At 60.9% G+C, this 12004-nt stretch carries 12 protein-coding genes and 1 pseudogene; 4 read left to right on the top strand and 9 right to left on the bottom strand.

Going from position 1 to position 12004, the window contains the following annotated elements:
- Window positions 1-34: 34 nt before the first annotated feature.
- From CK911_RS09230 to CK911_RS09205, 6 genes and pseudogenes are all read right to left on the bottom strand, one after another.
- Window positions 35-781 (bottom strand): ABC transporter substrate-binding protein, encoded by a 747-nt coding sequence (locus tag CK911_RS09230; protein WP_098969720.1) that lies wholly within the window; start codon window positions 779-781, stop codon window positions 35-37.
- A gap of 94 nt (window positions 782-875) precedes the next feature.
- Window positions 876-1394, bottom strand: coding sequence for a GDYXXLXY domain-containing protein (locus tag CK911_RS09225; protein ID WP_098969719.1), 519 nt, complete (start codon window positions 1392-1394; stop codon window positions 876-878).
- Window positions 1391-2395 (bottom strand): DUF4401 domain-containing protein, encoded by a 1005-nt coding sequence (locus CK911_RS09220; RefSeq protein WP_098969718.1) that lies wholly within the window; start codon window positions 2393-2395, stop codon window positions 1391-1393. The genes CK911_RS09225 and CK911_RS09220 overlap by 4 nt, the downstream gene beginning before the upstream one ends.
- Window positions 2388-3325: pseudogene (locus CK911_RS09215) on the bottom strand (DUF2157 domain-containing protein). The gene CK911_RS09220 and the pseudogene CK911_RS09215 overlap by 8 nt, the downstream one beginning before the upstream one ends.
- A 177-nt stretch (window positions 3326-3502) precedes the next feature.
- Window positions 3503-4060, bottom strand: a complete 558-nt coding sequence (locus tag CK911_RS09210) for a TMEM165/GDT1 family protein (RefSeq protein ID WP_068979415.1) — start codon at window positions 4058-4060, stop codon at window positions 3503-3505.
- A gap of 259 nt (window positions 4061-4319) precedes the next feature.
- Window positions 4320-4601 (bottom strand): stress response translation initiation inhibitor YciH, encoded by a 282-nt coding sequence (locus CK911_RS09205; protein WP_366626418.1) that lies wholly within the window; start codon window positions 4599-4601, stop codon window positions 4320-4322.
- Window positions 4602-4768: 167 nt separating this feature from the next.
- Here CK911_RS09205 and CK911_RS09200 point away from each other — a divergent pair, with 167 nt between their 5' ends.
- The 3 genes from CK911_RS09200 to CK911_RS09190 are packed head-to-tail and all read left to right on the top strand — an operon-like array spanning window position 4769 to window position 7499.
- A complete protein-coding gene (locus CK911_RS09200; RefSeq protein WP_042018966.1) occupies window positions 4769-4996 on the top strand; it encodes a FeoA family protein in 228 nt (75 codons plus the stop codon).
- Entirely contained in the window at window positions 4993-7263 is a 2271-nt protein-coding gene (gene feoB / locus CK911_RS09195; protein WP_042018967.1) for a Fe(2+) transporter permease subunit FeoB, read from the top strand. The genes CK911_RS09200 and feoB overlap by 4 nt, the downstream gene beginning before the upstream one ends.
- A complete protein-coding gene (locus CK911_RS09190; protein ID WP_005346763.1) occupies window positions 7260-7499 on the top strand; it encodes a FeoC-like transcriptional regulator in 240 nt (79 codons plus the stop codon). Before feoB ends, CK911_RS09190 begins: the two co-directional genes overlap by 4 nt.
- Window positions 7500-7608: 109 nt before the next feature.
- Here CK911_RS09190 and CK911_RS09185 read toward each other — a convergent pair whose 3' ends face one another.
- On the bottom strand, window positions 7609-8259 hold the full coding sequence (locus tag CK911_RS09185) for a DUF2913 family protein (protein ID WP_098969716.1): 651 nt from the start codon (window positions 8257-8259) through the stop codon (window positions 7609-7611).
- A 78-nt stretch (window positions 8260-8337) separates the two neighbouring features.
- On the bottom strand, window positions 8338-9633 hold the full coding sequence (locus CK911_RS09180; RefSeq protein WP_042018970.1) for a DEAD/DEAH box helicase: 1296 nt from the start codon (window positions 9631-9633) through the stop codon (window positions 8338-8340).
- A gap of 288 nt (window positions 9634-9921) precedes the next feature.
- Here CK911_RS09180 and CK911_RS09175 point away from each other — a divergent pair, with 288 nt between their 5' ends.
- Window positions 9922-10500 (top strand): O-methyltransferase, encoded by a 579-nt coding sequence (locus tag CK911_RS09175; RefSeq protein ID WP_098969715.1) that lies wholly within the window; start codon window positions 9922-9924, stop codon window positions 10498-10500.
- Between the two features lie 79 nt (window positions 10501-10579).
- Here CK911_RS09175 and CK911_RS09170 read toward each other — a convergent pair whose 3' ends face one another.
- On the bottom strand, window positions 10580-11995 hold the full coding sequence (locus CK911_RS09170; protein WP_098969714.1) for an FAD-dependent oxidoreductase: 1416 nt from the start codon (window positions 11993-11995) through the stop codon (window positions 10580-10582).
- Window positions 11996-12004 lie beyond the last annotated feature (9 nt).

Here is a 12004-nt window from a genome sequence, read left to right as displayed (position 1 = left end):
TGTCAGTGACATCCCGCGGGGCAAGAACTAAGGGTTAGCGTACCGGCAGGTACTTGGCCTGCAGTTTCCGATACGCCTCCGAGGCGAGGGCGCGGGTCAGAGCCTGTTGGAAGAGCGTGATCTCGCTGTCGGGCATCTGACGGCTGAAAGCATAACAGAGCTGTTCGGCACTCAGTACCATGGCCACATTGAAGTCGTCGCTGTTGAGCTTCAGCTCGCGGATGGCGTCATATCCGGCCAGCTTGCTGGTGGCAAGCAGATCGGCGCGGCCGGAGAGCAGCATCTTCAACCCCTGAGAGAGGCGGTTGGCCGGGATGATGTTGTTGTCATCCATACCGTTGTTGAGCAGCAGCTGCTCGGCAGCATCGGCGCGCACTGCGCTGATCTTGTACTGGCTCATCTGCTCGAAGGCGCTCAGCTTGATGTTCTGCACCTTGCGGCCCAGCAGTATGTACTCCGAGTAGCCGATGGGGCACACCCACTTGAACAGATCTTCCCGCGCCTGGGTGCGGGCGGTGGAGAAGAGCACCACATTGGGTTTCTGGGTTAGCAAGTAATAACCTCGCGCCCAGGGCAGGATGCGCACTGGCTGGGGTACCACGCCGCTGTTTTGCCAGATCATCTGCAGCAGCTCGACCGCAAGGCCGGTGGGCTGGCCTTGTGGGTCGCTGAAGTTGTAGGGTGGGTACTCTTCGGTGAGGTACTCAAGTTTGCCAAGATCGGCCCGGGCCGTTGAGGCCCAGCAGAGCAGTACAAGATGACAGATCAACCATATCCTCATTGGGAACTTCCTTAGCGATCAACCTTGTTTTGAGTGTGACCACTAATAACCCAAATCGCCACTCGCCGCTGGTAACGGGAGCCGGGCTATCCCGTTACCAGCGGGCGCGAGGCGTGCCTATGGGCTGATACGCCTCATCCCGCAATCCCACCAGCAGCGTCTTGCCATTAGCCTGTAGCCGGAACTCGCCGTAGCGGGCTGCCTCGTACTGCGCCCCCGTGCCCTCTTCAAAGAAGTAGGCATCGGGGCCGATCTGCCACTGCCGCTCGCTTTGATGCACCTGCAATAGCCGCTCATTGCTGGCGAGCTGATCCGGTTTGCCCTCGGCCACCAGGCTTGCCACCTGATGGGCATCGAGGCGGATCACCAAGGTGTCGCTGCCGTTGTCTTGAGTAGCACGGGCATCGCGGCTGGCCAGCTCGCGGGCGATCTCATAGTTCAGCCGCATGTAATCCCCCTGCATCAGGGAGCGGGGATCGACCGGGGCGAGCCGCAACAGCACCACCTCGCCGCTGCTCATGGCGCGCTCATAGCGCCAGACGGTGGCATTGATGCCCGCCACAATAGCGAGGCCGCTCAGCAACAGGGCGAGTTGTCGGGTGGCGGGTTTCATGAGTCGCTCCTTGCCGCGAAGGTGTTGAGCAGCTGGCGGGCCCCCAGCAGCAGGATGCCGGAGCCCAGCAGCAGCCAGGATTTGGTCATCAGGGTGAGCCCCAGATCGTAGTAGTAGAGGGAGCCATAACCGAGCAGCAGCAGGGCAGAGAGGGTCATCAGCCCCAGACTGCCGGCATAGAAGCCGAGGATCAGCACCAGTGCGCCCGCTCCCATGCCGGGAATGATGGCGCTGAGCAGCACCAGTGGCAGGCCAAACAGCAGAGGGAGCTTGAGCTTCACCATCACCGCCAGCAGCAGGGCGGCGCAGAGCAGCGGATTGAGCCAGAGCGGCAGGCGCGAAAGACCCAGCTCGTCGAGCACGCTGCTGCCGCCATCCCACAGCGGGTGGTGCAGACGGCCCAGCACCAGCAGGGAGAGGGCGAGCCCCAGGGTGATGGAGTGGTAGAGCTGGTGGCGCTGTGGATCCCTATCTGCCCGCAGCCAGCAGAAGGTGATGGCCGCCATCACCAGCGGTAGCGCCAGCAGTTGCAGCCCGAGGCAGGCGAGGCCAAGGGTGAGCAGCAGGGCCGCCGCCACGCTGTGAAACAACCGTACCAACCAATGATCGAACAGCACGGCGATGGCGAGCGACAGCAGGCAGAGGCCAAACCAGAGCAGGGCGTGATGGAGATCCAGCTGATCGAGCAGGCCATAGAGCAGCCAGGCATCGGCCGCCAGGGTGAGTGCCAGCACGAACTGATCCCAGAGATCGCCGCGCTGGCTGCGATTGAGGGCATACGCACCCGCCAGCAGCACGGCCCCCAGCAGCAGGGCGCTGTTGGCTTCGCGGGTCAGATGCTCGAAGGTGAGAAACAGGAAAAAGAGCAGGAACAGGGCGGCAATCCAGCCCACCAGTCCCAGCATAAAACGGCTCGACCAGTGGGGCTGGGTGTCACGGGGCATCTCCCCGTCCACCAGATTGGCCTGTTGCAGCGCTTGCCAAAGGGTCAGGTCACTCATGAGGCCTCCGTTGTTGTTGTAGCCAGCGGGCGGCCGCGACCGAGAGTCCGATGGCGATCAGGCTCAGCAGCAAAAAGCCGTTGATGTCGGGCTCCATCCACTTGCCCAGCGCCGCGAGGATGACGGCAATCAGGCTGAGGCACCCCATGGCGAGTCCGGCGATAAATCTGTGGTGCCAGAGAGCATAGGCGGCTGCCAGCCAACCAAGCCAGAGCGGCCACACTAGCGGGGAGGCGGCATCAAACAGCGCCAGCAGGGTGAGCAGGGTGGTGCCCAGACCCGCAGCCAGACCCGCCAGCCAGCTCGGCATCAGCCGCCAGCGGGCCGGTGCCAGCAGAAGCAGGCCCCAGAGGGCGGCGTTGAGCAGGGTGAGGCACCAGCCCAATCCCTCCTCATCGAAGGTAAAGAAGATCGCGAACAGGCCGAGCCGCCAGTAGAGCACCAGCGCCAGCTGGCCGAGTAGCCAGCTTAAGGTCCAGAGCAGCGGGCTTTGGCCAAATACCGCCAGCGGCACCAGCATCAGCGCCCAGGTGGCGAACAGCTGCCAGGGATCGGCGCCGGTCTGGTAGGTCTGGCCCACCAGCGCCAGCAGGGCGCCGATATTGAGGGCGATAGCCAGCAGCAGCGCCTGACGGGGCGTCTCCCCAAGCGGTTTGCGCCACAGCAGAAGCAGCATGGCGAGCAGCGGTGCCTCCAGCAGGGCGAGGCGGGACACCCGGCCCAACTCTTGCCAGTTGAAGGCGACGAAGAAGATGAGGCCAGCCCCGATACAGAGGGCGCCGAGCCACAGCAGCAGCCGGTCAAACAGCCACTGCCAGCGCGCCGGATGGGGGGAAGATCGGCGAGGGTCAGGGCGTCCGCCAGCTTCTCTGGCGCCAGCCGTCCTTGTTTGACCCATTCGAGTAGCGTCTCTCTTGATACGTTGTGCATGGGGGGACTCCACGAGATTTGCCCCATTATGGCATGAGGCACTCTCAACCGTGCACTGCCCCTTGCCGGTGCAGCATGGGCGCTGCGACACAGCTCAGCGCAGTGAGATGGCGGGATGACAAGGCGCAAACAAAAAAGCCCTCCTGAGGGGAGGGCTTGGTCACAGGGAAAGAGCGATCAGGCAAAGATCAGGGTGCTTACCCCGAGGCCGACGAAGAGGATGGCACAGGCGATGCGGATCCCCTTGAGCGGCAGCTTGTCTGCCCCCAGCTTGCCGATCAGCACCACTGGCACGTTGGCCAGCATCATGCCAAGGGTGGTACCGGTAATGACCTGCACCAGCGAGTCATACTTGGCGGCCAGCAGCACGGTGGCGATCTGGGTCTTGTCACCGATCTCGGCGATGAAGAAGAGCACGAAGGTGGCCATAAAGGGGCCGTATTTATCCAGCGAGCTCTCCTCGTCATCCATCTTGTCTGGCACCAAAATCCAGATCGCCATGGCGATAAAGGCCACCGCTACCAGATAGACCATGATTTTGGGATCGAGCCAGCGGCTGATGAACTCGCCAATCCAGGCGGCGCCCGCATGGTTGAGCAAGGTAGCGGCAAACATGCCCGCGATGATGGGCCAGGGCTTGCGAAAACGACAGATGAGCAGTAACGCCAACAGCTGGGTTTTATCGCCGATTTCGGCAATGGCGACGCTGAGGGTTGAGGTTAACAAGGCTTCCATAAATATGACCGGGGGACGGAATTGTTATAAACCAGAGACAAGCCTGCGCCATCCGTCCCCGGTATTGGCACTGGCCCGTCAAAGGTCTTGTCAAATCCATGACTGGCATGGATCACCCTGACCATGGTGAGTTGGCACCAAGTATGTTGATCAGGGTCACAGCGCGGTATTCATGCAATGCATGGAACCGGTATGCGAGACTACTCCCCCTCGATGGGAGCGGGCATTCTAGGGAAAAACCGCAGGGGTGACAAGGGGATCAGCCACCCACCAGCTTGACGCTGAAACCGGCTTTTTCCAGTTCGGCCTTGATCAGGTCCCGTTTATCCCCCTGGATCTCGATGATCCCCTCTTTGAGCCCACCACCGGTACCGCATTTTTTCTTCAGCAAGGTGGCCATGGCTTTCTGCTGATCGGCGGGTACGCCATGAATGGTGATCACCCCGGCGCCCTTGCGCCCCTTGGTCTCGCGGCGAATACGCACGGTGCCATCGGCAGGGAAGGGGGAGGCGGATTGGGGAGCGCTCTGCTCCTTGATCATGCCACCATCTGTGCTGTAAACGAGGCGGCTGTTGTTGTCGTGACTCATGGCAATACTTTATCGGTTAGCTAAGCGGAGTTTGATTTTACTCAAATAAAAGTTGAAGACACAGCATATAATGCCTCGAGTAAAAGCGAATTATTATTGTTTAACTTCAGGAGTCAGTCATGGTACTCACGCAGTTGTCACCGGGACAGAGTGCTCGCATCAAGAATATGAACCAGTTGTCCCGGCCGCTGCGCCGCAAACTGATGGTGATGGGCCTGTTGCCTCAAACTGAAGTCATCTATCTGCGGTCTGCCCCCTTGGGAGATCCGCTCCAGATCCAGTGCCAGGGGATCTGTCTCTCTATGCAAAAGAGCCTTGCCGAGCAAATTGAGGTCGAGCCAGTATGAATTATTCCCTAGTCACGGTCGGTAACCCCAATAGCGGCAAGACCTCCCTGTTCAACGCCCTGACCGGTGCCCGCCAGCAAGTGGGTAACTGGAGTGGCGTCACCGTCGACAAGAAGATGGGGGAGTTCAGCGCGGGTGAGCACCACTTTAAGCTGATGGATTTGCCCGGCATCTATAGCCTGGCCAGTCAGGACGGCAGTCTGGACGAGCAGATTGCCAGCCGCTTTGCCCAGAGCCAGCAGCCGGATCTGCTGCTCAACGTCATCGACGCCGCCAATCTGGAGCGCTCCCTCTACCTCACGCTACAACTGCGCGAGCTGGGACTGCCGATGGTGGTGGTGCTCAACAAGCTGGATATCCTGCACAAGCGCCGCATCGTCATCGACGAGGAGATGCTCGGTAAATCCCTCGGTTGCCCGGTGGTGGCCCTCTCTGCCCATAACAGCAAGCAGGTTGCTGCCTTCAAGCAGCAGATCCAGCAGTTTATCGGTCAGCCACAAGCGGCCTTGCAGCTCGATTACGGTCACGACCTTGAAAAAGATCTGGCTGAGCTGGAGACCCTGCTCGCCCCGCACCACCTCACTAGCCGTGGCCGCGCCCTGCGCCTGCTGGAAGAGGATGCGGTGATGCAGGAGACCCTGCTGCCCGGTCAACATGCGGCGGCCAGCAATGTGGTGACCCGCGCCCATCAGGGGCAGGATATAGATCTGCAACTGGCGGATATCCGCTACGGCCACATTCATCTGTGGGCCAGTCAGGCGAGCCAGCAGAAGGGCAAGCTGACGGTGGCCCAGAGCGAGTGGCTGGATCGGCTGCTGCTCAATCGCTGGATTGGCATACCCTTCTTCCTGTTTGTCATGTACCTGATGTTCATGTTCGCCATCAAGGTCGGCAGCGCCTTTATCGACTTCTTCGACATCATGGGCGGCGCCCTGTTTGTCGATGGGGTGCACCACCTGCTGGGGCTGATCAATGCCCCCGAGTGGCTGGGCGCCATTGTGGCGGACGGCTTCGGGGTCGGTTTGCAGACGGTTGCCACCTTTATTCCGGTGATTGGCTGCCTCTACCTGTTCCTGGCGGTGCTGGAGAGCTCCGGCTATCTGGCCCGCGCCGCCTTCGTGGTGGATGCCCTGATGCGCCGTCTCGGCCTGCCGGGCAAGGCGTTCGTGCCGATGCTGATGGGCTTTGGCTGTACCGTGCCGTCGGTGATGGCGACCCGCACCCTCAACTCCGAGCGGGAGCGGCTGATGACCTCGGCCATGGCCCCCTTCATGTCGTGCGGTGCCCGTCTGCCGGTTTACGCCCTGTTTGCGGTGGCCTTCTTCCCGGAATCGGGTCAGAACCTGGTGTTCGGTCTTTACCTCATCGGTATTGTGGTTGCGGTGCTCACCGGCCTGTTGCTGCGCAGCACCCTGCTGCCGGGCAAGAGCGACTCCATGCTGATGGAGATGCCGGACTACGAGTGGCCGCGTCCGGTCAACGTCGGTATCAAGACCTGGCAGAAGCTCAAATCCTTCGTCTTTGGCGCCGGTAAAACTATCGTGCTGGTAGTCGCCGTGCTGAGCGTGCTCAACTCCCTCGGCACCGATGGCAGCTTCGGCCATCAGGATCAGGAGAGCTCGGTGCTGAGCAAGGTCAGCCAAATGGTCACCCCTGTGTTGCACCCCATCGGTGTGCGCGATGACAACTGGCAGGCCACGGTCGGCATCGTCACCGGCATCTTCGCCAAAGAGGCGGTAGTGGGTACCCTCAACAGCCTCTACGCGGGCAAGAGCGGCGACGAGGAGGCGAGCGAGTTTTCACTGGTGGCCAGCTTCCACGAGGCCATCGAGGCGGTCGCGACCAATCTGGCGGAGATCAACCCGAGCGACCCCATGGGGCTGGCTGTCGGTGAGCTGGATGACCAGCAGGCCGCTGCCGACGCGCAAGAGGTCGATGTCTCCACTTACGGCAATATGCAGACCCACTTTGACGGTGCAGCCGGTGCCTTTGCCTATCTGCTGTTCGTGCTGCTCTACATGCCTTGCGCCGCCGCCATGGGTGCGCTGGTGCGGGAAACCGGTCGTCAGTGGGCGCTCTTTACCGCCGCATGGTGCAACTACATGGCCTTTATGTGCGCCACTGTCTTCTATCAGGTCGCCACCTTTGCTGCCCATCCCGAGCAGAGCCTGTTCTGGATCGTCAGCTACGGCCTCTCTCTGGTACTGCTCTGGTGGGCCGGTCGCCGTCACGGTGACATCGTTGCCCGCAAGGTGGTGACTTTATGATCCTGCGCGAGCTGGGGGATTACCTCGCCGCGCAGCAAAAGGTGAGCCGGCGCGATCTGGCTCGCCACTTCCACACCTCGGAAGATGCGGTGGAGGCTATGCTCGGCGTCTGGATGCGCAAGGGGCGGGTCATCAAGCGCGAGAGCCGGGTCTGTGGCGGCAGTTGCTGTGGCAAGAGCGAGGAGGTGATGTTCGAGTGGTGTGACGCGGGTCAGATTGGGTTCAAGATCCGCTAAACAGCCGCTACACCTCATCGGGTGATGACGGAGCATCAGATATTGAACAATAAAAAACGGCAGATCCCTTTTCAGGATCTGCCGTTTTTATTGCTGCAAACTGGCGGGATCAGGCGTGCTGGCGAGCCTGCGCCAACAGCGCCAGCGCCGGTTGGGCGTTGTTCGGCATCAGCCGGTAGGCCTTGTGATGCTTGACCAGGGTGGTCTTCTTGTTGCCCTGACTCAGCAGCAGCCCGTTAGCAAAGGCGGCTTCGGCCAGCACCTTCTCGTCACCGCGCACATAGAGGGTGAGGGGTTTGAGCAGTTCGCCCCCCTCGATATGGCCCCGATACTCGCTGGCACTGATCACCACGCTCGGCTGGCCATCTGATTGCAGCCGCAGCTTGGCGTTGATCTCGCTCTCGGTCAGCACTTGCCAACCCGCCTCTTCCAGGGTGGCCAACAGGGCGACCAGCTTGGCCCCCAGTTGCTGCGGTGTCGCCATGGCGCACTGGTACTGGAAGGCGATGCGCTCCAGCAGCCCCTTGAGATCGGCACCGGCACCCAACGTGCGGCCAAGCTGCACCCACTCTTTCAGATCATCCATCACCAGACGGGAGAAGCGCTTCTCCTTGAGGGAGTCGGCCATCCAGGTGCAGAGAAAGTGGCTCTCTTGCGCCGGAGTGCGCTTGCCCGCTTTCTGCTCGGCGGTGCGCGCCAGTTCCGCCAGGCTCTGGCTGGCCATCTCGAGCAGGGCCTGATTGTAGCAAGGAGGGGTCATCATGGATCCTCGGGAAATAACAGAGATAGCAAAGGCGCCAGTGGCGCCTTTGCGGTTCAATAGATTAGCCAGCGCGCCTTATTTCGGCTGACGGGGCTTCTTGGCACTCGCCAGACGCTTGAGGCGTTGGCCTTGCAGCTTGCTCTCGGCCATTACCTGTGCCACGGCGTTATCTTCACGCTGCGGGCGCTTGCCGAAGCGGCGGCGCTCTTGCAGCTGCTTGATCAGCTCGTCGCGGTTGCTCACTTCATAACCCGGTACCATGATGCGGCGGATCTTCTGGCCGATCAGGGCCTCGATCTCCAGCAGAGTACGCTCCTCTTCGCGGCTGACGAAGGAGATGGCCATGCCATTCTTGCCGGCACGACCGGTACGGCCGATGCGGTGAACATAGTCTTCCGCCAGGAACGGCAGATCGTAGTTGACCACATACTCCAGATCAGGAATGTCCAGACCACGGGCGGCCACTTCGGTGGCAACCAGAACCCGAACCTTGCCTTCCATGAACTCGCGCAGGGCGCGGCGACGGTTGCCCTGGGCTTTCTCGCCATGGACCACGGCGGACTTGATGCCGTCGAGGTTCAGCTCATCGATCAGCACATCGCAGCTCTCGCGGGTACTGGCGAACACCAGCACCTGCTGCCAGTTCTGCTTGCCAATCAGCTCGGAGAGCAGCTCGCGCTTGCGCTTCTGCTCGACCGGATAGACGGTGTGGCTGACGGTATCAGCCGTGGAGTTCTGCTTGTTGACGCTGACGATCTGCGGGCGATCCAGCATCAGGTTGGCCAGCTTCTTCACCGCATCGGAGAAGGTGGCGGAGAACAGCAGGTTCTGACGGGTTTTGTTGACCGCTTGCAGGATCTTCTGCACATCGGCACTGAAGCCCATGTCGAGGATGCGATCCGCTTCGTCCATCACCAGACACTCAACGCCGGAGAGGCTGAGGTTACAGGCGGTGAGGTGCTCCAGCAGACGGCCCGGGGTGGCCACAATGATGTGAGCGCCCGCTTTCAGCTTCTTGGCCTGCACATCCTGCTTGCCACCACCAACGATGGTGATGGTGGTGATATCGAGATACTTGGCGAAGTCATTGATGTTGCTCGCCACCTGAGCCGCCAGTTCGCGGGTCGGGGTCAGGATCAGCACCCGGGCATTGGACGGTTGGGCCGGGGCCGGGTTGTCTACCAGACGCTGCAAAATGGGCAGAGCGAAGGCGGCGGTCTTGCCGGTACCGGTCTGGGCGCTGGCCAGCACATCGCGGCCACGGCGAATGGCCGGGATCGCCTGTTGCTGCACAGGGGTCATCTCCTGATAACCGCAATCTGAGACAGCACGCAAAATCTCGGGGGCAAAATCGAACGATTCAAATCTCATAATGGGTTCCTGTGTTCCAGCTGGGCTGTGTTTGGCTTGGTTAGCTCGGCATGAGCGAGACGGAGGTTGTAACCACCGACGGCTGCGCCTGACATCAAGTCAGAGAGAGAGCCGGAAAATGGCGGGCGCGAAGTGTAACAGATAGACGGCATAATTTCTGCCTCAAATGGTTGTCCTTTTCTCATCCTTGCGGTCTGAATGGCGTTTAAAAGCAATCATTTGACTCCCAAAGGCCAAGCCAACAGGATAGAGCGAGCGGTTTTGGCCAAGGACGAAAGGGGGGGAACGATGGAACTTGAACGGTTAAAACACCAACTGGAGCTGCTTGGTGAACGCAATGATCGCCAGCAGCAGGAACGTAGCCGCAAGCTGCTCAACATCACCCGTGACACGGGGGAGCTGCTGGCGGTGCTGGTGCACACTCGCGGGGCGCAGGCCGTGCTGGAGATCGGCACCTCCAATGGTTACTCCACCCTCTGGTTGGCAGAGGCGGCACGCCGTCTGGAGGGGCACGTTACCACCATTGAGCTGGATGAGGATAAGCGCGTGCTGGCCCATGACAATTTTCAGCGGGCGGGACTGAGCTCCTGGATCACCTTGCTGGCAGGGGATGCGGGGGAGTTGCTACCGACCTTGTCGCAAGCCGGGTATCAGCTCATCTTTCTCGATTCGGATCGCCAGCACTACCGGGCATGGTGGCCGCAGATCCGCCGCCTGCTGGCACCCCGCGGTCTGCTGGTGGTCGATAACGCCATCTCCCATCGCAGCGAGATGATTGAATGGATAAACGACGTTGGACAGGACCCCGCCTTTGCCACCTCGCTGGTGCCGGTCGGCAAAGGCGAGTGGCTGGTGGTGCGTTTGTAGGGAATGGGGGGCTGCAAATAATCAGCCCCGCATTGGCGGGGCTGATTGTTAGAGAGCATCACGGCCGTGGCCGGTCAGATCAGACCGCCAGATAGTCCATGATCCCCTCAGCTGCTTTGCGGCCTTCGTAGATGGCGGTCACCACCAGATCGGAGCCGCGCACCGCATCGCCACCGGCGAATACCTTGGGATTAGTTGTCTGGAAGGCATATTCCGCCTGCTCACTGGCTTTGATCCGATCCCGGCTGTCGATCTCGATGTCAAACTCGGCCATCCAGGGCTGCGGATTGGGTTGGAAGCCAAACGCCATCACCACAGCATCAGCGTTTAGCACCTGCTCTGAGCCCTCAATCAACACCGCATTGCGGCGGCCATTGGCATCGGGCTCGCCCAACTCGGTGCTCACCACCTTGATACCGACGGTGCGGCCGCTGGCATCCAGCTCGACCGCCACCGGCTGCAGGTTGAACATGAATTCGACCCCCTCTTCGCGGGCGTTCTTCACCTCCCGCTTGGAGCCCGGCATGTTCTCCTCGTCCCGGCGATAGGCACAGATCACCTTGTCGGCACCTTGTCGGATGGCGGTTCGTACGCAGTCCATGGCGGTATCGCCACCGCCGAGCACCACTACCTGCTTGCCAGCGAAGTCGATGTAATCGGCTTGCGCCTTTTCAAAGCCCAGCAGCCGGTTGGCGTTGGCAATCAGGTAGGGCAGGGCATCATAGACCCCCGGCGCCTCTTCGTTGGCAAAGCCACCTTTCATGTACTTGTAAGTGCCGACCCCGAGGAAGACCGCATCGAACTCGCCGAGCAGGTCGGCGAAGGTGACATCTTTGCCCACTTCGGTTTCGAGACGAAATTCGATGCCCATCCCCTGGAAGATCTCGCGCCGACGTTGCATCACCTCTTTTTCCAGCTTGAAGGAGGGGATACCAAAGGTGAGCAGGCCACCGATCTCCGGGTACTTGTCAAACACCACAGGGGTGACGCCGCCCCGCGCCAGCACATCGGCGCAGGCAAGCCCTGCGGGGCCGGCACCGATCACCGCGACCCGCTTGCCGGTTTTGACCACCTTGGAGAGATCGGGCTGCCAGCCCATCTCGAACGCCTTGTCGGTGATGTATTTTTCGATGTTGCCGATGGTCACCGCACCGAAGCGATCATTGAGGGTGCAAGCCCCTTCACACAACCTGTCTTGCGGACAGACCCGGCCACACACTTCCGGCAGGCTGTTGGTCTGGTGGGCGAGCTCCACGGCTTCCAGAATGCGTCCTTCTTTGGCCAGTTTCAGCCAGTTGGGAATGTAGTTGTGGACCGGACACTTCCACTCGCAATAGGGGTTGCCGCACTCCAGGCAACGGTCAGATTGCATCTGCACCTGGGCCTGGTTGAAGGGTTCGTAGATCTCGACAAACTGGATCTTGCGGATCTTGAGCGGCTTCTTGGGCGGGTCGACCCGCTGGACATCGATAAACTGAAATACGTTCTGGCTCATAGGGTTCCC

This window comes from Aeromonas sp. CU5, assembly GCF_002586745.1.
GTDB classification, from domain to species: domain Bacteria; phylum Pseudomonadota; class Gammaproteobacteria; order Enterobacterales; family Aeromonadaceae; genus Aeromonas; species Aeromonas sobria.
Note: the sequence above shows the minus strand (reverse complement) of the source record. Positions and strands in the feature narration are given on the sequence as shown.